This window comes from Variovorax paradoxus, assembly GCF_030811855.1.
Taxonomy (GTDB): domain Bacteria; phylum Pseudomonadota; class Gammaproteobacteria; order Burkholderiales; family Burkholderiaceae_C; genus Variovorax; species Variovorax paradoxus_L.
In genome coordinates, this window is record NZ_JAUSRN010000003.1 from 79,294 (window position 1) to 101,326 (window position 22,033).

The window sequence follows — 22,033 nt, forward strand, 5'->3', positions numbered from 1 at the left end:
CATGCTTACCGTCCACCACCTCAACAACTCGCGTTCCCAGCGCGTGCTCTGGCTGCTCGAAGAACTCGCGCTGCCCTACGAAATCGTCCATTACCAGCGCGATCCGCAAACCATGTTGGCGCCCGCTTCGCTGCGGGCCGTTCATCCGCTTGGCAAGTCGCCAGTGGTGACGACGGACGACGGGCTTGCGTTGGCGGAATCGGGCGCGGTGATCGAGACGCTGATCGAGCGCCATGGCAACGGCCAACTGGCGCCAGCGCCGGGCACGCCGGAGGCCGTGCGCTTTCGCTACTGGCTGCATTTCGCAGAAGGCTCGGCCATGTCGCCCTTGCTGCTCAAGCTGGTGTTCGACAAGATCGAGAACGGCAAGATGCCATTCTTCGCGAAGCCGATCGCCAGGATGATTGCCGGCAAGGCCAAGGCGGCCATCGTCACGCCGAACATCGAGAGCCACCTGAACTTCATGGAAGCCGAGCTCGGCAAGAGCGAGTGGTTTGCCGGCAATGAATTCACGGGCGCCGACATTCAGATGAGCTTCCCGGTCGAAGCCGCGCAGGCGCGTGGCGGCCTCGATGCGAAGCGGCCCCGGCTGATGGCCTACCTCGAGCGCATTCATGCGCGCCCGGCCTACCAGCGCGCACTGGAACGCGGCGGCCCTTACGGCCTGCTAAGTTGAAACAGCAGCAACTGCATCACGACGGAAACACGTAGAGCAGCGCGACCGTCATGGTGACGTAGCGCAGGAATTTTCCGATTGCCATGTAGCCGAGGCATGGCCAGAAGGGCAGCTTGAGCCAGCCCGCCACCGCGCACAGCGGATCGCCCACGATCGGCAGCCAGCTCAACAGGCAGGCCTTCGGGCCAAGCCGTTCCAGCCAGCCCAATACGCGCACATGATGTTTCGAGTGCGAGTATTTGTCGGCCACCTTGTGCGCGCCATAGCCTATCCACCAGTCGACCGCGCCGCCTAGCGTGTTGCCCACGGTGGCCACCGCAATGGCCGACCAGAACATCTCGGGGTTGAGCTTGAGCAGGCCGAAAAGAATGGGCTCGGAGCCCACCGGCAACAGCGTGGCCGAGACGAAAGCCGCAATGAACAGCGTGGAAAGTCCGAACTGCGGAAGTGCGAGCAGTGCGAGAAGAGCGTCGAGCCAGGCTTGCATAAGGTGAAATGAGTCGACGCAGTATAGGCAGCGCGCTTTCAAATCACGGTCAGAAAAAGCGCCGTGCACAAGGGTGTTTGCGCCGGTACCCCGGGCGCAAATCGTTTCAGCCGACAAAACGGCGCGTGGCTACAATCGTGCCTCATTTTTCAGCAGCCGAACGCGCGACACTTTTCTCCCATGACCTTGCAAATCGGCACCCACACGCTGAAGAACCGGCTGTTCGTCGCGCCCATGGCCGGCGTGACGGACCGGCCCTTCCGCATGCTGTGCCGCGAGCTCGGCGCGGGCTACGCGGTCAGCGAGATGGTGACCTCGCGCAAGGAACTGTGGAACACGCTCAAGACATCGCGCCGCGCCAATCATGATGGCGAGCCCGGCCCCATCGCGGTGCAAATTGCCGGCACCGATGCGGCCATGATGGCCGAGGCCACGGTCTACAACATAGAGCGCGGCGCGCAGATCATCGACATCAACATGGGTTGCCCGGCCAAGAAGGTCTGCAACAAGTGGGCCGGCTCCGCGCTGATGCGCGACGAGCCTCTGGCACTCGAGATCGTGCGCGCCGTGGTCGATGCGGCCCAGCCCTTCAACGTGCCGGTCACGCTCAAGATGCGCACCGGCTGGAGCGAAGAGCACCGCAACGCGGTGAAGCTCGCGCGCGATTTCGAATCGGCGGGCGTGCAGATGCTCACCGTGCACGGGCGCACGCGCGAGCAGGGCTACAAGGGCAATGCTGAGTACAACACCATTGCCGCCGTGAAGGCCGCAGTGCGCGTGCCCGTGGTGGCCAATGGCGACATCCGCTCGCCCGAGAAGGCGCGCGACGTGCTCGCGGCCACTGGCGCCGACGCGGTGATGATCGGCCGCGCAGCGCAGGGCCGGCCCTGGATCTTTCGCGAAATCGCGCATTTCCTGGATACCGGCACGCACCTTGCACCGCCCCTGGTCGCCGAAGTTCGCCGCCTGCTGCTCGACCACCTCGTGGAGCACTACGCGCTCTACGGCGAGTTCAGCGGCGTGCGCACGGCGCGCAAGCACATTGGCTGGTATGTGCGTACGCTGCCGGATGGCGAAGCCTTCCGCGCTCAGATGAACGCCATCGAAGACTCGGCCGCGCAACTGCGTGCGGTCAGCGATTATTTCGACGGGTTGGCGGACCGCATGGACCGCATGCCCGTACACCAGGCGGCCGAAGAGCTGTCAGGTGAAGAGGAGGCGGCCTGCGCCGCTGATTGAGAGAGAAGAAGAGAAGAAAAAGCATGAGCAAGAAACACATCGAGGACTGCGTTCGCACCAGTCTGGACAGCTACTTTCGCGATTTGCGCGGCACCGAGCCCGACGGCATGTACGAGATGCTCGTGCGGGTGGTCGAGAAGCCTCTGCTCGACGTCGTGATGACGCGTGCCGAGGGCAACCAGTCGAAGGCTGCGCAATGGTTGGGCCTGAATCGCAACACGCTTCGCAAGAAGCTGGTTGAACACAAACTTTTGAAATAACTCCACGGCATATTCCATGGCCCAGACCGCACTCATCTCCGTCTCCGACAAAACCGGCATCCTCGAATTCGCGCAAGCGCTGCATGGCCTTGGCATCAAGCTGCTGTCCACCGGCGGCACCGCCAAGCTGCTGGCCGACGCCGGCCTGCCCGTGACCGAAGTGGCCGACCACACCGGTTTTCCTGAAATGCTCGACGGCCGCGTGAAGACGCTGCATCCCAAGATCCATGGCGGCCTGCTCGCGCGGCGCGACCTGCCGGCGCACGTTGCGGCCATCAAGGAACACGGCATCGACACCATCGACCTGCTTGTGGTCAATCTTTACCCGTTCGAAGCCACAGTGGCCAAGGCCGGTTGCACGCTCGAGGACGCCATCGAGAACATCGACATCGGCGGCCCGGCCATGGTGCGCAGCGCGGCCAAGAACTGGAAGGACGTGGGCGTGCTGACCGACGCCTCGCAGTACCCCCTGGCATTGGCGGAGCTCCAGGCCGGCGGCAAGCTCAGCGACAAGACCAAGTTCGCTTTCTCCGTGGCTGCGTTCAACCGCATTGCCGACTACGACGGCGCCATCAGCGACTACCTCTCGGCCATCGACTTCGACGCCAGCATCGGCCAGCCTGCGCCTACGCGTTCGCTGTTCCCGGCGCAAAGCAACGGCCGCTTCGTGAAGGTGCAAGATTTGCGCTATGGCGAGAACCCGCATCAGCAGGCCGCGTTCTATCGCGACCTGTATCCGGCGCCCGGCTCACTCGTGTCCGCAAAGCAGCTGCAGGGCAAGGAACTCAGCTACAACAACATCGCCGATGCCGACGCCGCATGGGAATGCGTGAAGAGCTTCGACGTGCCGGCCTGCGTGATCGTGAAGCATGCCAACCCCTGCGGCGTGGCTGTTGGCAAGGATGCGGCCGAAGCCTACGGCAAGGCCTTCAAGACCGATCCGACCTCGGCCTTCGGCGGCATCATCGCCTTCAATCGTCCGGTTGACGGCGAAACCGCGCAGGCCATTGCCAAGCAGTTCGTCGAAGTGCTGATGGCACCGGGCTACACGCCTGAGGCGCTGGAGGTGTTCCAGGCGACCAAGGCCAAGCTCAACGTGCGCGTGCTCGAGATCGCATTGCCCAAAGGCGGTGCCACTGATTGGGACAACGGCCGCAACGCGATCGACGTGAAGCGCGTCGGCTCGGGCCTCCTGATGCAGACCGCCGACAACCACGAGCTTTCGGCCAGCGACCTCAAGGTGGTGAGCAAGAAGCAACCCACGCCCGAGCAGCTGCAAGACCTGCTGTTCGCATGGAAGGTTGCAAAGTACGTGAAGAGCAACGCCATCGTGTTCTGCGCCGGGGGCATGACCATGGGCGTGGGCGCGGGCCAGATGAGCCGCCTCGATTCAGCGCGCATCGCGAGCATCAAGGCCGAGCATGCGGGCCTGTCGCTGAAAGGCACCGCGGTGGCCAGCGATGCCTTCTTCCCGTTCCGCGACGGACTCGACGTGGTGGTCGATGCCGGCGCGAGCTGCGTCATTCAGCCGGGTGGCTCGATGCGCGACCAGGAAGTGATCGACGCCGCCGACGAGCGCGGCGTGGTCATGGTGCTGTCGGGCGTGCGCCACTTCCGCCACTGACACTCGCGCCCGCAGGCGATCGGATCAACGAGGCTGCGAGGCCTTGAAGATCTGCCTTGCGGCTTCGATGGTGGCGGCGATGTCTTCATCGCTGTGCGCGGCGCTCACGAAGCCTGCTTCGTAAAGCGCCGGCGCGATGTACACGCCGCGGTCCAGCAGGCCGTGGAACAGCGCGTTGAATTTCGCGTTGTCTGTGGTCATCACCGTGGCGTAGTTCTGCGGCAATTCGTTCATCAGGAAGAAGCCGAGCATGCCGCCCTCGCTATCGGCGTTGAAGGGCTGGCCTTCGGCCGCGGCGGCAGCCTTGAGGCCTTCGACCAACGACTGCGTTTTCTTCGACAGCGCTTCATAGAAGCCGGGCTTGGCGATTTCCTTCAGCGTTGCCAAACCGCAGGCCGTGGCCACCGGGTTGCCCGAAAGCGTACCGGCCTGGTAGACCGGCCCGAGCGGCGCGAGCTGTTCCATGATGGCGCGCGGGCCGCCGAAGGCCGCGAGCGGCATACCGCCGCCGATGACCTTGCCGAGCACCGTGAGGTCGGGCGTGATGCCCAGCACGCCTTGCGCGCCGTGCAGGCCGACCCTAAAGCCAGTCATCACTTCGTCGAACACCAGCAGTGCGCCATGCTGCGTACAAAGGTCGCGGCAGCGTTTGGCGAATTCGGGCGTCGCGCGCACGAAGTTCATGTTGCCGGCAATCGCCTCGATCATCAGGCAGGCGATGTCGTTGCCGTGCAGCGCAAAGGCCTCCTCGAGCTGCGCGATGTTGTTGTACTCGAGCACCAGCGTGTGCTGCGTGACCTCGGGCGGCACGCCGGCCGAGGTGGGATGGCCGAAGGTGGCGAGGCCGGAGCCCGCCTTCACCAGCAGCGCATCGGCGTGGCCGTGGTAGCAGCCTTCGAACTTGATGATGTGCTTGCGGCCAGTGGCTCCGCGTGCGAGGCGCAGCGCGCTCATGGCGGCTTCGGTGCCCGAGCTCACCAGCCGCACCATCTCCATCGACGGCACAAGGGCGAGGATGGCTTCCGCCAGTTCGATCTCGCGCTCGGTCGGTGCGCCGTACGAAAAGCCTTCCAGCACGGCCTTCTGCACCGCCTCGACCACGGCCGGATGGCCGTGGCCCAGAATCATGGGCCCCCAGGAGCCGATGTAGTCGATGTAGCGCTTGTCGTTGGCGTCCCAGAAGTAGGCGCCCTCGGCACGGCGGATGAAGCGCGGCGTGCCGCCCACGGCCTTGAAGGCGCGAACCGGTGAATTGACGCCGCCGGGAATGACGGCGCGGGCGCGCTCGAAAAGAATGTCGTTTTGATCAGCGTTTGGCATCAATGTCTGGTGTCGTGAGGGGGCAGGGCAAAGTCGGGGGGAGCGCCGGGGTCTTCATCGTCGTCTTCTTCGTCTTCCGGCTCGGCCCAGAACAGGCGGTCCGGAAGCACGTGGCCCATGCCGGGCCGAAAGCCCGCGTCCAGGCAGCGGTCCATGTACGCCAGGGCCTCGGTGGTGGCTGCCACCAGGTCGGTGCCGCTTGCCAGCAGGGCGGCCAGCGCGGCTGACAAAGTGTCGCCAGCGCCAGCAAAGACGGCCTCGAGTCGCTCGTATTTTTCGTTGGCAAGCACTGACTGCGGTGATGCCAGCACGTTGTCGATGAACTGGTCGGGCAGCACCATGCCGGTCACCAGCGTGTAGGGCACGCCGAACTCGCCGGCAGCCTTGGCGATGTCCCGCGCACCGGGCGGACGCTCGCCGCTCCAGTCGGGAAGCAGCCATCGCCAGAGGGTGCTGTGGTTTCCAACCAACACTGTGGTCTGGGGCAAAAGTAACTCTCGAAAAGCGTCGAGATAGGGCTCGATCAGGTTCTCGTCCCACCACGAGAGATTGGGCATGTACGCCACCAGCGGCACCTCCGGATAGTCGGAGGCGGTCTCGGCGATGGTGCTCAGGGCGTCGGGGCTGCCGACGAAACCCACCTTGATGAGCTGGACTTCCACGTCTTCGAGGATGGCGCGCGCCTGCTCGGCAATGGCTTCCTCGTCGAAGGCGAAATGGTCGAATATCTCGGCCGTGTCGCGTGCGTAGGCGCCCGTGACCACTGGCAGCATGTGTGCGCCCACCGACGCCATGGCCAGCGCATCGGCCCCCAGGCCGCCCGCGCCGCTGGGATCGCTGGCATTGAATACCAGCACGCAGGGCGGATTCAGGTCCCGTTCGGCCACTTCTTCGGCCTCCGGCGGAGGGTCGTTAAGATTGCCCGGTTTGCGGGTGTTGTCTGCGGAATGTAAGTAAATGGTCATACGCGGGCCGAAATCGCCTCAATGGTGGCATAGGCGCGACGTTTACCGCCCGCCAGTGAGATACGCATAGATACACTCGTTGCATTTAATGAACAAGGACTTTAAGCTCCGATGAATACGAAAACTTGGATGTGCCTGATTTGTGGGTGGATCTATGACGAAGCGGTGGGTGTACCGGAAGACGGGATTGCGGCAGGCACGGCCTGGGCCGATGTCCCGATGAACTGGACCTGTCCTGAGTGCGGTGCACGCAAGGAAGACTTCGAAATGGTTGAAATCTGAAGCATGGCATAGGGCTACGCGATCTGCGCCGATGTACGGTGCGGCGGGCATCCAAGTCTCATCTCAGCAGGAGTGTGTGCAATGGGGCCGAATGGATCAGGTTACAAGGTGCTTGTCATCGATGACAGCAATACGATCCGGCGCAGTGCCGAAATATTTCTGAAGCAAGGCGGACACGAGGTTCTTCTTGCGGAGGACGGCTTCGACGCGCTCTCGAAGGTCAACGACCACAAGCCGCACCTCATTTTCTGCGACATCCTCATGCCGCGCCTGGATGGCTACCAGACCTGCGCCATCATCAAGCGCAACGCTCAGTTCGCCAACGTTCCGGTGGTGATGCTTTCCTCGAAAGACGGCGTCTTCGACAAGGCCCGCGGCCGCATGGTCGGATCGCAAGACTACCTGACCAAACCTTTCACCAAAGACCAGCTGCTGCAGGCCGTGCAGCAGTTTGGCATCGTTCAACAGGAAGTGCAGTAATGCCCATTCGAAAAATCCTCGTCGTCGACGACTCCAAGACGGAACTGATGTTCCTGTCCGACCTGCTCCAGAAGAACGGCTTTGCCGTCAAGACCGCCGAAAACGCCGAAGACGCCATGCGCCGTCTCGAAGAGGATCAGCCCGACCTGATCCTCATGGACGTCGTCATGCCCGGCCAGAACGGCTTCCAGCTCACGCGCGCCATTGCCCGCGACCCGCAGTACGCCGCCATCCCGATCATCCTGTGCACCAGCAAGAACCAGGAAACCGATCGCGTCTGGGGCATGCGACAGGGCGCCCGCGACTACATCGTGAAGCCGGTCAACACGGCCGAGCTGATGTCCAAGATCAGCGCGCTGGCCTGAACGGAAGACAGCCGAGTCCATGGCGAATCGCGACGCTCTTCGAGCCTTCCAGTCCCGGCTTGCAAGCCGCCTGCAGGCTGCCCGCACGACCGGCGTTGCCGCCACGTGGCTCGCGGTAGAGGCGGGCGAGGGCAAGTACCTCTTTCCACTGGGCCATGCGGGCGAAATCTTCCCCTGGACGCCGCCCCAGCCTGTGCCCTACACGGAACCCTGGTTCCTCGGCGTTGCCAACCTGCGCGGCGGCCTTTACGGCGTGGTGCAGCTGTCGGCATTCGCCTCGGGCAAGTCCGATGGCCTCGCGGCCACCGAGGCGGCCCGCATGCAATCGCGGCTCGTTGCGTTCAACGAGCTGCTCGAAGTCAACTGCGCTTTGCTGGTCGACCGACTGGCGGGGTTGCGAGGGGCCGAGGCCTTCACGGCCGCGGAACCTCCGGGCGCAGAAGCACCTGCCTGGCTTGGGCATCTTTACACCGATGCGGCGGGTGAGCGCTGGCAGGAAATCAACCTGCAGGCACTCTCGCAGCAACCCCAGTTTTTGAGTATTGGCGCCTAGTGCATCCGCACAGCCACAAGACAACCACCTGAAGGACCGACCGTGAGCTCGATCGCTGACAAGTTCAAGAAATTACTGCCCGCGAACAGTGGCAACGACAACGCCCGTGTCGATGGCTCCGGTTCCACCATATCGCTCGACGATGTCGACACGGTGCAGGTGCCGGACGAGAAGACCGTTCGCCTGGCCCGAAAACAAGGCCACACGCCCGACGCGCCACCGCCCACCGGCTTTGCCGACGGCGCCACGCTGATCGGCGAGGCCGCCAACGAGGCCGACGCCGCATCGGCCGAAGCCCAGGCGCAGGCCCCCGCGGGGCGAGGGGGCTCCAGCCCCGCGCGCCAGCAGCGAATCCTGGCGATCATGCTGGCGGTCGTGGTGCTGCTGCTGTTGCTGGTGGCCGGCTCCGCGATTCTTCGCGCCGAGCGCCTCGCGCAGCAAGTGGCCGCCACCGGCCAGTCGCTGATGCAGTCGCAGCGGCTTGCAAAGTCGATCTCGCAGGCTCTCGTCGGCAGCGCGCCCGCGTTCGTCGAAGTGAAGGACAGCGCCGACGACCTCTCGCGCCGCGTGCAAGGCCTCACCAACGGCGACGATGCCCTGCGCCTCGAACGTGTGGGCAACCAGTACGACGAGGACATGGCCAAGATCAATCCGCTGGTCGCCCGTGCCGATGCCAGCGCCAAGGCCGTGCTGGCCCAGCGCCAGATCCTGACCCAGGTGGGTGCCGCCTTGCGCGACATCAACCAGCAGTCGTCCGCGCTGCTCGAAATGACGGAAACCGTGGCATCTCTCAAGATGCAGCAGAACGCCACGCTGCCTGAAATCTCGGCCGCCGGCCAGCTCGTGATGCTGACCCAGCGCATCGGCAAGTCGACCAACGAATTCTTCACTGTCGAAGGCGTGAACCCCGACGCCGTGTTCCTGCTCGGCAAGGACTTGAACACCTTCCAGGAAACTACGCGCGGCCTGCTCGACGGCAATGCGCAGCAGCGTTTCCCCGGCTCGAAGGACCCGCAAACGCGCCAGCAGCTCGAAGCCATTCTCAAGACCTACGAGCAGATGCGGACGCAGGCTTCCGCCATTCTGGGCAACCTTCAGGGCCTGGTGGCTGCGCGCGAAGCGCAGGCTTCCATCTTGACCGACAGCGAGCCCCTGCGTAAGTCGCTCGGCGAGCTGCAAGACAAGCTGTCCGCCCGCACTGGCCTGGGCGCCGGAACGATCGTGATGCTGTTCGTGCTCTCGCTGGCCGCCCTGGCACTTGCCGGCGCCATCGGTTTCGTGCAGGTGCGCGAAGGCCGTGAACGCGCAGCCGTCGCCGAACGCGAACGTCTTGCGGCCGAGCAGGCCAGCGATGAGGCCGGCCGCGTCAACAACGCCAACCAGGCCGCCATTCTTCGGCTGATGAACGAACTGCAGACAGTGGCCGAAGGCGACCTGACGCAGGAAGCCACCGTGACCGAGGACATCACCGGCGCCATTGCCGACTCGGTGAACTACACGGTGGAAGAACTGCGTTTGCTGGTGGGCAACGTGCAGAACACGGCAACCCGCGTGGCGCAGACGACGTCGCAGGTGGAAAGCACCTCGACCGAACTGCTGGCCGCTTCGACCGAACAGCTGCGCGAAATTCGCGAAACCGGCCAGTCGGTGCTGACCATGGCCGAGCGAATCAACGGCGTGTCCACGCAAGCGCAAGAGTCCGCCACGGTGGCGCGCCAGTCGCTGCAAGCTGCGTCCTCGGGTCTGCAGGCCGTGCAGAACGCCATCGGCGGTATGAACTCCATCCGCGACCAGATCCAGGAAACCTCCAAGCGCATCAAGCGCCTGGGCGAATCCTCGCAGGAGATCGGTGAAATCACCGAACTGATCTCGGACATTACCGAACAGACCAACGTGCTGGCACTGAACGCCGCCATCCAGGCCGCATCGGCCGGTGAAGCCGGTCGCGGCTTCTCGGTGGTGGCGGAAGAAGTGCAGCGGCTGGCTGAACGTTCCGCAGACGCCACGCGCCAGATCTCGGCGCTGGTGAAGGCCATTCAGACCGACACGCAGGATGCCGTGGGCGCCATGGAGCGCTCCACGCAGGGTGTGGTCGAAGGGGCCAAGCTGTCCGACAATGCAGGTACCGCCCTGACCGAGATCGACCGCGTGTCGCGCCGCCTTGCGGACCTCATCGAGCAGATCTCGCAGTCCGCGTCCCGCGAAGCCGATTCGGCCAACGTGGTGGCTGCCAACATCCAGCACATTTTTGCGGTGACCGAGCAGACCGGTGAAGGTACCCGTACCACGGCCCAGCAGGTGCGTGAGCTTTCGCAGATGGCGGAAGAACTGCGCCGCTCGGTCGCCCGATTCAAGATTGCCTGACAAAAGTTAAGAACGGCGAGCATCCAACGTGTCGATTCAATCCCCTGCCACGGCCCCCATTGCCGGCAACGTGCCGGCCACCGAAGACCTCGGGCCGCTGGCCTGGGTGCTGGGAGAAATTCAGAAATCCCTCGATGGTGTGGGCAAGTCGTTGCGGCGCTTCGTGCGCGACGTGGGCAGTGCCTCGGATCTCGAGAGCGGCCCGCTGCAAATGGCCCGCCAGCAACTGCACCAGTCCGTCGGCGCGCTTCAGATGGTGGGCAACAACGCCCCCGCGCTGGTGCTCGGCTCCATCGAGTTCGCGGTGCAGGGCTTCATTGCCGAACCGCAGCGCTGCACCGACAGCGCGGTCCTGAAGATCGAGCGCGCCGGCTTTGCCGTCGTCGATTTTCTCAACGCACTGCTGGCCGGCAAGGCCGTGTCGTCTGTCGCGCTGTTCCCGCAATACCGCGACGTGCTCGAACTGGTCGGCAACGAGCGCGTGCATCCCGCGGATCTCTGGAGCGTTGCCTGGCGCTGGGTCGAAGTGCGACCCGCGCTGACCCAGGCCGCGCTGGCCTATGACCCGGCCGTGCGTTCGCGGCTCGACCGCGAGGTGCTCCAGCTGGTCAAGACCGGCGACCCGCAGGCTGCGCGCCGGCTTCAGGCGCTGTGCCTGGGGCTCGGACGCGGAGCGCTGCTGCCCCGTGTTGCAAGTTTCTGGACCCTGGCCGCCGGCTTTTTCGAAGGCCTGGCGCTTGAGCTGATTCCCGCCGATTCCTACGTCAAGCGCGCTGCCTCGCGCGTGCTGCTGCAATACGCCACGCTGGCGCGCGGCGACAGCACCGTCTCGGACCGACTGGGCCAGGACCTGTTGTTCTTCTGCGCGCAGGCCGTGCCCGCCGCCGGCTCCGACGAAGCCGCCACGCTGCGCACCGTGCGCGCCGCCTGGGGCGTCGCTGGCGAGCCGCGTGTCGATTACAGCGTCGAGCAGTTCGGCCGCTTCGATCCACTGGTGCTGGCGCAAGCCCGCAAGCGCATCGAAACCGCCAAGGAAATGTGGTCGGCGCTTTCGGGCGGCGACGTCACTCGCACGCGCCAGGTGGCCGACACCTTCGCGCAGCTCGGCGAGTCGCTGCAGAAGCTGCACCCGCCCATCCTGCCGATGGTGGAGGCACTGACGAATGCCGTCGAAGCCTCGGTGCGTTCCGGTCAGGCGCCGGATACCGAGCTTGCGATGGAAGTCGCCACTTCGGTGCTCTACCTCGAAGCCGCGCTTGAAGACCTTGATCCGAGCGACCCGCAGCTCACCTCCCGCACGCTTCAGCTGGCAGGCCGCATCGAGCGCGTGCGCGAAGGCGGACATTCGGAGCCGCTCGAGCCCTGGATGGAGGACCTTTACCGACGCGTGAGCGATCGCCAGACCATGGGCACAGTGGTCGACGAACTCCGCAGCCACCTGAGCGAACTCGAAAAATCGCTCGACCAGTATTTCCGCCGGCCCGCAGAGAAGGGCCTGCTGCGCACCGTCCCCACCCAGCTGCTGCAGATGCGCGGCGTGTTCTCGGTGCTTGGCCTTGAGCAGGCCGCCCACACCGTCCAGCGCATGCGCGACGACGTGGAGCAGATGCTGGTGGGCAACGCATCGCCAGTGGAAGAGATGCAGAGCTTCGACGCGCTCGGCAACAACCTGGGCGCACTCGGTTTCCTGATCGACATGCTGGGCTATCAGCCCACGCTGGCCAAGCGCCTGTTCGTGTTCGACCAGGAAGCCGGCGAACTCAAGCCGCTGATGGGCCGACAGGCCACCGACGCCCCCACCGCGGACGTCGCGGCACCGGGCGCTGCCGCCACCCCCGGCGATGGTGTGCTCAGCATCGAGGAAGTCGACGCCCAGATTGCCTCCAAGCTTGCCGCCCTCGCCACGCCCAACCGCAAGGCGAAGGTCTCGCCCATCGAGGAATTCAGCCGCAAGGCCGACAGCTGGACCAACAAGATCACCGGTCCCTCGGCGCTGCCCGACACCGAGGTCACCGAGCTCGAAGAAGACGACCTGCAGAACATCTTCCTCGACGAAGCGCGCGAGGTGGTGCAAAACGGCCTGGCCGCGATCGACGAGCTCGGCAGCCACCCGGACGACACCGAGGAACTCACCATCCTGCGGCGTGCCTTCCACACGCTGAAGGGTAGCTCTCGCATGGTCGGCCTGACCGACTTCGGCGACGCCGCCTGGTCCCTGGAGCAGGTGCTCAACACCTGGCTCGCCGACCAGCGCGACGCCACGCCCGATCTGCTCGTCGGCACCCGCAAGGCAATGGAAGAATTCAGCCAGTGGGTCGAAGCGATTGCTTCGGGCTCGCAGCACGGCTGGAAGTCTTCGCACTTCAGCCGCGTGGCCGATGCCCTGCTGGCCGGGGAGCCCGTGCCCGCCATGCCGTCGCGCGTTGCCGATGCGGAAGCCCTGGCTGTGGCCGCGCGCCACATTGCCGCGGAGCCGCCGGCGGTTGCCCTGCTTCCATTGCCGGAGCTCCCGGAGCTGCCCGATCTTTCGCTCACCGCCGCGGCACCGGAGCCCGCACCCGCTGCCGCGTTCGAGTGGCCGCCCACGCAGGCACCCGAGGAGGCCGCCAAGCCTGAACCCGAAGACGACTTCACGTCGACCGACTTCCTCGACTTCGAATCGAAGCCGCTGCCGGCCGACGAGCCTTCCTGGTCCGATCTCGACAAGTTCGACTTCCCCGAGATTGCCAAGGCAGAGCCGGCCGCGTCGTCCCCGCCCGAAGCCGCCGATGAGCCGGTGATCGAGCCCGCGGCCGAACTGCCCTCCCTCGATGGACTCCCCGATCTTCATTGGGCGCCCGAGCCGGCGCCAGTGGTGGCAGAAGAGCCCACGCCGGTTGCCGCGGAGCTCCCGCCGGCCGAAGAGATCGTGGAAGCGCCAGTTTTGCAGCTGCAGCCCGAAGAGCCCGCGGTGGCCGTGGCCGAAGAAGTTCCCGCCCCGGCCGAGCAAACGGCTCCTGCCATGGCCGAAGAATCTCCGCAGCCCGAACCGCAGGAAACCGCCGAAGCGGTGGAGTCTGTGGAATCTTTGGAAGTGGCTGCCGCATCGAGCGCCGAAGACCAAGTCAAGGTCATCGGCCCGCTACGCATCGGCATCGCGCTCTACAACGTCTACCTCAACGAGGCCGACGAGTGGTCCAGGCAACTGGCGACCGAAGTCGGCGAGTGGGCGCTCGAATCCCATGAGCGGCTGTCCGATTCGACCATCGCGCTGGCGCATTCGCTGGCCGGCAGTTCGGCCACGGTCGGCTTCCACAGCCTCTCCGGCATGGCGCGACTGCTCGAAGCCGCGCTGCAGCATCTGCAGATGCAGGGCAGTGGCTCGCGTGAACAGGGCGTGGTGCTGGTTGCCGCTGCCGACGAGCTGCGCCGCCTGCTGCATCAGTTTGCAGTCGGCTTCCTGCGCGAACCTTCTGAAGGCACGCTTCAGGCGCTGCGCGACATCGCCGCCGCGCCCATGCCGGTCGAAGCCGCGGCTCGCATCGAAACCCGTCAGCACCAGCAGGTGATGGCGTCCGACGGCATGGCCGACGTGGCACTGGACGATTCCGAAGACGCCATCGACATGGCCGACGCGGTCGACGTCGACCTGTTCCCGATCTTCGAGGAAGAAGCGCAGGAACTGCTGCCGCAGTTGGGCCAGGCGTTGCGCCAGTGGGCGCATCACCCCGACGACAACGCACCGCGCGCCTCCGTGCTGCGCACGCTGCACACGCTCAAGGGCAGCGCTCGGCTGGCCGGCGCCATGCGCCTTGGCGAGCGCGCGCACCGCATGGAATCCGAGATCGAGGCCCTGGGCAGCCAGGGCGGCGCCGATCGGATCGAGATCGAAAAGCTGCTCACGCGCCTCGACGCGCTGCAGGCCACTTTCGACGCACTGCGTGCCGCGGACGATGCCACGCAGGCCGAAGTCGCCCAACTGGTGGCCGCGGCATCCGCCACCTCGCCAGGCGTCCAGCTGGTGCAGGTCCCAGCTGAGTCCGGGGTGTCCGCCAACGACGAAGTAGCAGCCGCTGCCGACGACAGCGAAGGCTCCGTGCCCGCGACGGAAACGGCCGCCGTGCCGATGCTCCTGCCGCGCCCCGCGCCCGCGCTGCTCACGCCGACCCGCGCAGTGTCGGGCCAGGCGGTGCGCATCCGCACCCAACTGCTCGACCGCCTGGTGGCGCAGACCGGCGAGGTCATCATCACCCGCTCGCGCCTGGAGGCCGAGCTGGGCCAGCTGCGCGGTTCGCTCTCCGACCTGACCGGCAACCTGGACCGTCTGCGCCAGCAATTGCGCGACATCGAGGTGCAAGCCGAAAGCCAGATGCAGTCTCGCCTCGCGCAGGCCAAGGATTCGCAGCAGAGCTTCGACCCGCTCGAGTTCGACCGCTTCACCCGCGTGCAGGAACTCACGCGCATGATGGCCGAGTCGGTGAACGACGTGGCCACCGTCCAGCGCACGCTGCAAAAGACGGTGCAGGCGACCGAAGACGACCTCAGCGTGCAGGCGCGCCAGACGCGCGAACTGCAGCGCGGCCTGCTGCGCACGCGCATGGTGGAGTTCGAGGGCATCTCTGACCGCCTCTACCGCGTGGTGCGCCAGGCGTCGAAAGACACCGGCAAGCAGGTGCGCCTGGACATCGTTGGCGGCTCCATCGAAATGGACCGCGGCGTGCTCGACCGGATGACGCCTGCCTTCGAGCACTTGCTGCGCAATTGCGTGGCGCACGGCATCGAGGAGCCGGCGGCGCGTGAAAAGGCTGGCAAGGACGCCAACGGCCTGATCGTGATCGACCTGCATCACGAAGGCAACGACGTCTCGGTGAGCTTCCGCGATGACGGCGCCGGCCTGGACCACGCGCGCATTGCCGAGCGTGCCCGCACGCTGGGTCTGCTGGCAGCGGACCAGGAACTGTCGCCCGAAGAGGCGACCGAGCTGATCTTCAAGCCAGGCTTCTCCACCGCCGGGCAAGTGTCCGAGCTGGCAGGCCGCGGCATCGGCATGGACGTGGTGCGCGCGCAGATCGCGGCGATCGGCGGCCGCATCGAAACGCACAGCACGGCCGGGCAGGGCACCACCTTCAAGCTGGTGCTGCCGCTCACCACCGCGGTGACGCACGTGGTGATGCTGCGCGCCGGCGACGTGTCGATTGGCGTGCCGTCCAATCTGGTGGAGCTGGTGCAGCGCGTGAGCAGCACCGAGCTCGAAGCCGCCTACCTGCACAACAGCCATCCGTTCGGCAGCGAACAGGTGCCGTTCTACTGGGCTGGCGCACTGCTGCAGGCTTCGGCTCGCAGCGAGCACCCCACCAGCAAGAACAACACCGTCGTGATCGTGCGAAGCGCGGCGCAGCGTGTGGGCCTGCACGTGGACGAAGTGCTGGGCAACCAGGAAGTCGTGGTCAAGAACCTCGGGCCGCAGCTCGCGCGCCTGCCGGGTCTGGCCGGCATCTCGGTGCTGGCTTCTGGCGCGGTGGCCCTCATCTACAACCCGGTGGCGCTGGCCGCGGTGCATGGCGAACAGGCCCGCCTGCGCCAGGCTGCCGCACTGGCAGCACCCGCGCACGGCGCCTCCACCGGTGCCGAGCAGGGCGGTGTGCCGCACGAACCGTTGCCGGTTCTGGCGCCGCCGGTGCCGCAGGTTCCGCTGGTGCTGGTGGTCGACGACTCCATCACCGTGCGCCGCGTCACGCAGCGCCTGCTGCAGCGCGAAGGCTATCGCGTGTCGCTTGCGGCCGACGGCCTGCAGGCGCTCGAGCGGCTCCAGCAGGAGCGCCCGGCCGTGGTGCTGTCCGACATCGAGATGCCCCGCATGGACGGCTTCGACCTGGCACGCAACATCCGCGCGGACGACTCCATGGCGGGTCTGCCGATCATCATGATCACCTCGCGCATTGCCGAGAAGCACCGCGACTACGCCCGCACCCTGGGTGTGAACCACTACCTCGGCAAGCCCTACTCGGAAGAGGAACTGCTGCGCCTGGTGCGTGCGTACACGAGCGAGCCGGCGCTGGCTGCCGCCGCCTGACGCTGCGGCGTTCACCCAGAAACAAAGGGGCCTTCGGGCCCCTTTGTCATTTTTGCAGCGCCTTGGCCCGGGCCACGCCGTAGCGCTGCAGCGTCTTCTCGCGCGCCTCGGCGTGGTCCACCACCGGCTTCGGGTAGTTCTCGCCCAGCTTGATGCCTGCCGCTTCCAGTTCCACTGGCGAAGCCGTCCAGGGCGCGTGGATCACCGCATTCGACAGCCCCGCAAGCTGCGGAAGGTAGCGCCGGATGAACTTGCCTTCGGGGTCGAAGCGCTCGCTCTGCGTCACCGGGTTGAAGATGCGGAAGTAGGGCTGCGCGTCGCAGCCGCTGGAGCTGGCCCACTGCCAGCCGCCGTTGTTCGACGCCAGCTCGAAATCGTTCAGGTGCAGCGCAAAGTAGCGCTCGCCGCGCCGCCAGTCCAGCCCCAGGTCCTTGCAGAGAAAGCTCGCCACCACCATGCGCAGCCGGTTGTGCATGTAGCCGCTCTGGTTGATCTGCAGCATGGCGGCGTCCACCAGCGGGTAGCCCGTGCGGCCCTGGCACCAGGCCTCGAACAGCTGGTCGGCATGCTTGCCGTGGTGCCACTGGATCTTGTCGTATTCGGGTCGGAAGCTCTTCGATTCGCCGCCCGAATGCACGTGCGGAAAGTGCGCCAGGATCTGGAAATAGAACTCCCGCCATATCAGTTCGCTGAGCCAGGTCGCCGCACCCGCATCGCCCTGCAGCGAAAGCTGGTGCGCCACCTCCGCCAGCTGCCGAACCGACACCGTGCCGAAGCGCAGGTGCACGCCCAAATAGCTCGGCCCCCGGACGGCCGGAAAGTTGCGAGCCGCGTCATAGCGATCGATGCGCTGGAAAAAATCTTCGAACAGCGCCGCCGCGCCGCTGGTGCCGGTCGGGATCTCGAGCTCCGAAAGATTGCTTTTCTGAAAGCCGATTTCCTCCAGCGTCGGCACCGCCCCCCGGTAGGCTTCGGGCGGTGGCGCCAGCGCGTCGGCGTGGGCACGAACCGGATAAGACTTGAGAAAAAACGAATCCACCTTGGCCAGCCACGCCCGCTTGTAGGGCGTGAACACGGTGTAGGGCTGGCCCGTCTTGTTCAGCAGCTCGTCGCGGTCGAAAACGGTGGAATCCTTGAAAGTGTGAAAGCTCACGCCCGCGTTGGCCAGGGCGCCGAGCACCTGGGCGTCGCGCGCCAGGGCGTCGGGCTCGTCGTCCCGGTTGGCAAAGACGGCTTGCACGTCCAGTTCGTGCGCCAGCGCCGGAATTTCATCGACCGCGGCGGCGTGCCGCACGATCAAACCGCCGCTGAGCGCCTGCAGCTCGGCGTCGAGTTCCAGCAGCGAATCGCGGATGAATTCCACCCGCCGGTCGACCCGGGGGAGGGGGTCCAGAATCGCCCGGTCGAACACGAAAACGCACACCACCTGCCGGCAGGCCCTGAGGGCCTGGTAGAGCGCCGCGTTGTCGTCCACGCGCAGGTCGCGGCGAAACCACATGAGCCCTTTGGGATAGGTCTTGTCGACGGCCAGTAAAATCGGCGGCATATGGCTGCCGATTCTGCCCCGATGAACCTCACGCATCATTTCCTGATTGCGATGCCGGGGATGGAAGATAAAACTTTCAACCGCAGCGTCGTCTACCTCTGCGAGCACAGCGAGCGCGGTGCGCTGGGCCTTGTCATCAACAAGCCCAGCGACCTCAACCTCAAGGAGCTGTTCGAGAAAATCGAACTCCACCTTGTGCGCCCCGAACTGGGCAACGCGCCCGTCTTTCAGGGCGGGCCGGTGCAGACCGAACGCGGCTTCGTGCTGCACGAGCCGGTGTTCTCCCATGCCGAAAAGCCCGAGGAATCGGTCTATGCCTCGACCATGACCATTCCCGGCGGGCTCGAAATGACCACTTCCAAGGACGTGCTGGAGGCCCTGGCCACCGGCGCCGGGCCGCGCAAGGTACTGGTTTCGCTCGGCTATTCGGCCTGGGGCGAGGGCCAACTGGAGTCCGAACTGGCCGAAAACAGCTGGCTCACCGTGATCGCCGACCCGGCCGTGATCTTCGATACCCCGGTCGAGCAGCGTTACGACAAGGCGCTGATGCTGCTGGGCCTGGAAGCGTGGAAGCTCTCGCCGGAAGCGGGGCACGCGTGATGGCCGCTGCCATGCCAGACGCTTCCGAACCCTCCGCTTCCTCTTCTTCAGTTCCCGTTCCTGTTGCCGTTCCCGCGCACTTCCAGAGCTTCCTGGCTTTCGACTTCGGCCTGAAGCGCACTGGCGTTGCCAGCGGAAACCGGCTGCTGGGCACCGCCACCCCCCAGGCCACCATCAAGGCCGAGGGCGATGCCCGCTTTGCGCTGGTGGAGGCCCGCATCAAGGAATGGCAGCCCGACGCACTGGTGGTCGGCGTGCCCTACCACCCCGACGGCGCCCCCCACGAGAACACCCGCCGCGCGCAGAAGTTCGCGCGCCAGCTGCGCGGGCGCTTCAATCTGCAGGTGTTCGAGGTCGACGAGCGCTACAGCACCACCGAAGCGCTGGCCTCCGGCGCCCGCGACGCCGATGCCGCCTCCGCCTGCATCATCCTGGAACAATTTTTGAGGAGCATCCCGTGAGTTCAATACCCGATGCCGAAGCGCTCTACAAGGAGCTGCTGAAAGGCGTGAAGGCGCTGATGCGTCCCGAGACAAAACTGGTGGGCATTACCTCCGGCGGCGCCTGGCTGGTCGAGCGCCTGCAGAAAGACCTGGGCCTGAGTGGCGCCCCCGGCGTCATCTCATCGGCCATGCACCGCGACGACTTCGCGCGGCGCGGCCTCTCGGCCAGTGCGCAGACCGCGCTGCCCTTCGACGTGAACGGCGCCGACGTGTTGCTGCTCGACGACGTGCTCTACACCGGCCGCACCATCCGCGCCGTGCTCAACGAGCTGTTCGACTTCGGCCGCCCGGCCTGCGTGCGGCTTGCCGTGCTGGTCGATCGCGGCGGGCGCGAACTGCCTGTGGCGGCCGATTTCGCGGCCGCGAAACTCACGCTGCCCAACACGCAGCTGCTTGCGCTGGCCCGCGCCAACGACGGCGCCTTCAGCCTGAAAGTCGAGGAGAACCGCTGATGCTCTACAAGCGAAATCCGCAACTCAACAAGAACGGCGAACTCATTCACCTGCTGTCGATCGAGGGCCTGCCCAAGGACATAGTCACGCACATCCTCGACACCGCCGCCAACTTCACCAGCGTGAGCGATCGCGAGGTCAAGAAGGTGCCGCTCTTGCGCGGCAAGAGCGTGTTCAACCTGTTCTTCGAGAACAGCACCCGCACCCGCACCACCTTCGAGATCGCTGCCAAGCGCCTGTCGGCTGACGTCATCAACCTGGACATTGCGCGCTCCTCGGCCACCAAGGGCGAGTCGCTGCTCGACACCATCGCCAACCTGAGTGCGATGGCGGCCGACCTGTTCGTGGTGCGGCACAGCGAGTCTGGCGCGCCCTACCTCATCGCGCAGCACGTGGCGCCGCACGTGCACGTGGTGAATGCCGGCGACGGCCGCCATGCGCACCCTACGCAGGGGCTGCTCGACATGTACACGATCCGCCACTACAAGAAGGATTTTTCGAACCTGACGGTGGCGATCGTGGGCGACGTGCTGCATTCGCGCGTGGCGCGCTCCGACATTCATGCCCTCACCACGCTGGGCTGCGCCGAAGTGCGCGTGGTCGGCCCCAAAACTCTCGTGCCCGGCGACATGGCCGGCATGGGCGTGCGCGTGTGCCACACGCTCGAAGAGGGCATCAAGGACTGCGACGTCATCATCATGCTGCGCCTGCAGAACGAACGCATGAGCGGCGCGCTGCTGCCCTCGTCGCAAGAGTTCTTCAAGACCTACGGCCTTACGCCCGAGAAGCTGCAATTGGCCAAGCCGGATGCCATCGTCATGCACCCAGGGCCGATCAACCGCGGCGTGGAGATCGACTCTGCCGTGGTCGACGGAAAGCAGAGCGTGATCCTGCCCCAGGTCACCTTCGGCATTGCCGTCCGCATGGCAGTGATGAGCATCGTCGCAGGAAACGAAGCATGAGCAGAACACTGATTACCAACGGCCGCGTCATCGACCCGGCGTCGGGTACCGACAAGAAAGCCGACATAGCCATTGCCGACGGCAAGATCGCCGGCATCGGCGGCATTCCGGCTGGCTTCAAGGCCGACCGCACCATCGACGCCGCGGGCTGCATCGTGGCACCCGGCTTGGTCGACCTGGCGGCGCGCCTGCGCGAGCCCGGCTACGAACACGAAGGCATGCTCGAAAGCGAAATGGCCGCCGCCATCGCAGGCGGCGTGACCAGCGTCGTGTGCCCGCCCGACACCGACCCCGTGCTCGACGAGCCCGGCCTGGTCGAGATGCTCAAGTTTCGCGCCGAAAAATTGCAGGGCGCGCGCCTGTTCCCGCTCGGCGCGCTCACGCGCGGCCTGGCCGGCGGCGTGCTCACCGAAATGGCCGAGCTCACTGAAGCCGGCTGCATCGGCTTCAGCCAGGCCGACGTGCCGCTTGCCGACACCCAGGTGCTGCAGCGCGCGCTGCTCTACGCAAGCACCTTCGGCTACACCGTGTGGCTGCGGCCGCAAGACCGCGACCTGGGCAAGGGCGTGGCCGCCAGCGGCCCGCTGGCCACGCGCCTGGGCCTTTCGGGCGTGCCGGTGTCAGCGGAAACCATCGCCATCTTCACCATCGTCGAACTCATGAAGAGCACCGGCGCGCGCGTGCACCTGTGCCGCATTTCCAGCGCTGCGGGCGTGGCGCTGGTGCGCGCGGCCAAGGCGCAAGGCCTGCCGCTCACCTGCGACGTCAGCATCAATTCGCTGCACCTGGCCGATACCGACATCGGCTTTTTCGACAGCCGCGCGCGCCTCAATCCGCCGCTGCGCCAGCAGGGCGACCGCGACGCGCTCTCGGCCGGGCTGGCCGACGGCACCATCGACGCGCTGGTGTCCGACCACACGCCCGTCGAGGCTGATGCCAAGACCCTGCCCTTTGCCGAAGCCGAACCCGGCGCCACCGGGCTCGAACTGCTGCTGCCGCTCGCGCTGCAATGGGGCGAGCGCAGCGGTGCCGGGCTGTCGCGCGCGCTGGAGGTCATCAGCTCTGCGCCGGCAAAGCTGCTGACGGCCGCCGATGCGGCCACCGGCATCGGCCGGCTCTCCGAGGGCGGCGTGGCCGACCTGTGCGTCTTCGACCCGGCCATCGAGTGGCAGGTGCAGCCTGAGGCGCTCAGGAGCCAGGGCAAGCACACGCCGTTCGCGGGCTACCCGCTGCAGGGTCGCGCGCGCCACACCCTGGTCGCTGGCCGCATCGTCCACGGCTGATTGAAAAGAGGGCCCGCATC

At 65.9% G+C, this 22,033-nt stretch carries 19 protein-coding genes; 15 read left to right on the forward strand and 4 right to left on the reverse strand.

Annotated elements, in window-relative coordinates:
* The first annotated feature begins 1 nt into the window (after position 1).
* Positions 2-676 carry a glutathione S-transferase gene (locus J2X92_RS08285; RefSeq protein ID WP_307574873.1) on the forward strand — a complete coding sequence of 225 codons (675 nt, stop codon included), beginning with the start codon at positions 2-4 and terminating at the stop codon, positions 674-676.
* 16 nt (positions 677-692) lie between these two features.
* On the opposite strand, the gene J2X92_RS08290 is transcribed toward J2X92_RS08285, so the two are convergent.
* On the reverse strand, positions 693-1,163 hold the full coding sequence (locus J2X92_RS08290) for a YqaA family protein (protein WP_055808356.1): 471 nt from the start codon (positions 1,161-1,163) through the stop codon (positions 693-695).
* A gap of 180 nt (positions 1,164-1,343) precedes the next feature.
* On the opposite strand from J2X92_RS08290, the gene dusB reads away from it, so the two are divergent.
* Genes dusB through purH form a run of 3 tightly spaced genes read left to right on the forward strand, consistent with a single transcriptional unit; the run spans position 1,344 to position 4,286 of the window.
* Positions 1,344-2,402 carry a tRNA dihydrouridine synthase DusB gene (gene dusB, locus J2X92_RS08295; protein WP_307574874.1) on the forward strand — a complete coding sequence of 353 codons (1,059 nt, stop codon included), beginning with the start codon at positions 1,344-1,346 and terminating at the stop codon, positions 2,400-2,402.
* 23 nt (positions 2,403-2,425) lie between these two features.
* Positions 2,426-2,662 (forward strand): Fis family transcriptional regulator, encoded by a 237-nt coding sequence (locus tag J2X92_RS08300; protein ID WP_007838304.1) that lies wholly within the window; start codon positions 2,426-2,428, stop codon positions 2,660-2,662.
* Positions 2,663-2,678: 16 nt separating this feature from the next.
* Positions 2,679-4,286, forward strand: a complete 1,608-nt coding sequence (purH, locus tag J2X92_RS08305) for a bifunctional phosphoribosylaminoimidazolecarboxamide formyltransferase/IMP cyclohydrolase (RefSeq protein ID WP_307574876.1) — start codon at positions 2,679-2,681, stop codon at positions 4,284-4,286.
* A 24-nt stretch (positions 4,287-4,310) separates the two neighbouring features.
* Here the strand turns inward: purH and hemL are convergent, their stop codons facing one another.
* Positions 4,311-5,606, reverse strand: a complete 1,296-nt coding sequence (gene hemL / locus J2X92_RS08310) for a glutamate-1-semialdehyde 2,1-aminomutase (RefSeq protein WP_307574878.1) — start codon at positions 5,604-5,606, stop codon at positions 4,311-4,313.
* On the reverse strand, positions 5,606-6,571 hold the full coding sequence (thiD, locus tag J2X92_RS08315) for a bifunctional hydroxymethylpyrimidine kinase/phosphomethylpyrimidine kinase (RefSeq protein ID WP_307574880.1): 966 nt from the start codon (positions 6,569-6,571) through the stop codon (positions 5,606-5,608). The genes hemL and thiD overlap by 1 nt, the downstream gene beginning before the upstream one ends.
* A 111-nt stretch (positions 6,572-6,682) precedes the next feature.
* Here thiD and J2X92_RS08320 point away from each other — a divergent pair, with 111 nt between their 5' ends.
* From J2X92_RS08320 to J2X92_RS08345, 6 genes are all read left to right on the forward strand, one after another.
* Entirely contained in the window at positions 6,683-6,853 is a 171-nt protein-coding gene (locus J2X92_RS08320) for a rubredoxin (RefSeq protein ID WP_007838397.1), read from the forward strand.
* 81 nt (positions 6,854-6,934) lie between these two features.
* Positions 6,935-7,333, forward strand: a complete 399-nt coding sequence (locus J2X92_RS08325; RefSeq protein ID WP_307575286.1) for a response regulator — start codon at positions 6,935-6,937, stop codon at positions 7,331-7,333.
* Positions 7,333-7,698: a response regulator gene (locus tag J2X92_RS08330; RefSeq protein WP_307574882.1), complete on the forward strand. Its 366-nt coding sequence runs from the start codon at positions 7,333-7,335 to the stop codon at positions 7,696-7,698. Before J2X92_RS08325 ends, J2X92_RS08330 begins: the two co-directional genes overlap by 1 nt.
* A gap of 19 nt (positions 7,699-7,717) precedes the next feature.
* The gene (locus tag J2X92_RS08335) at positions 7,718-8,251 is read left to right on the forward strand and encodes a chemotaxis protein CheW (RefSeq protein WP_307574883.1); all 534 of its coding nucleotides are present in this window, start codon (positions 7,718-7,720) and stop codon (positions 8,249-8,251) included.
* Between the two features lie 42 nt (positions 8,252-8,293).
* Positions 8,294-10,615, forward strand: a complete 2,322-nt coding sequence (locus J2X92_RS08340) for a methyl-accepting chemotaxis protein (RefSeq protein ID WP_307574885.1) — start codon at positions 8,294-8,296, stop codon at positions 10,613-10,615.
* A 28-nt stretch (positions 10,616-10,643) separates the two neighbouring features.
* Complete coding sequence (locus J2X92_RS08345; RefSeq protein ID WP_307574887.1) at positions 10,644-16,667, forward strand: hybrid sensor histidine kinase/response regulator; 6,024 nt, start codon at positions 10,644-10,646, stop codon at positions 16,665-16,667.
* A 46-nt stretch (positions 16,668-16,713) separates the two neighbouring features.
* On the opposite strand, the gene J2X92_RS08350 is transcribed toward J2X92_RS08345, so the two are convergent.
* Positions 16,714-18,213 (reverse strand): cryptochrome/photolyase family protein, encoded by a 1,500-nt coding sequence (locus J2X92_RS08350; protein ID WP_307574889.1) that lies wholly within the window; start codon positions 18,211-18,213, stop codon positions 16,714-16,716.
* On the opposite strand from J2X92_RS08350, the gene J2X92_RS08355 reads away from it, so the two are divergent.
* The 5 genes from J2X92_RS08355 to J2X92_RS08375 are packed head-to-tail and all read left to right on the forward strand — an operon-like array spanning position 18,214 to position 22,013.
* Positions 18,214-18,813, forward strand: coding sequence for a YqgE/AlgH family protein (locus tag J2X92_RS08355; protein ID WP_307574890.1), 600 nt, complete (start codon positions 18,214-18,216; stop codon positions 18,811-18,813). It abuts the gene before it with no gap.
* Positions 18,813-19,274, forward strand: coding sequence for a Holliday junction resolvase RuvX (gene ruvX, locus J2X92_RS08360; RefSeq protein WP_370878401.1), 462 nt, complete (start codon positions 18,813-18,815; stop codon positions 19,272-19,274). Before J2X92_RS08355 ends, ruvX begins: the two co-directional genes overlap by 1 nt.
* Positions 19,271-19,768, forward strand: a complete 498-nt coding sequence (gene pyrR, locus J2X92_RS08365) for a bifunctional pyr operon transcriptional regulator/uracil phosphoribosyltransferase PyrR (protein ID WP_307574892.1) — start codon at positions 19,271-19,273, stop codon at positions 19,766-19,768. The genes ruvX and pyrR overlap by 4 nt, the downstream gene beginning before the upstream one ends.
* Positions 19,768-20,730 (forward strand): aspartate carbamoyltransferase catalytic subunit, encoded by a 963-nt coding sequence (locus J2X92_RS08370; RefSeq protein WP_093016831.1) that lies wholly within the window; start codon positions 19,768-19,770, stop codon positions 20,728-20,730. The genes pyrR and J2X92_RS08370 overlap by 1 nt, the downstream gene beginning before the upstream one ends.
* On the forward strand, positions 20,727-22,013 hold the full coding sequence (locus J2X92_RS08375) for a dihydroorotase (RefSeq protein ID WP_307574894.1): 1,287 nt from the start codon (positions 20,727-20,729) through the stop codon (positions 22,011-22,013). The genes J2X92_RS08370 and J2X92_RS08375 overlap by 4 nt, the downstream gene beginning before the upstream one ends.
* Positions 22,014-22,033 lie beyond the last annotated feature (20 nt).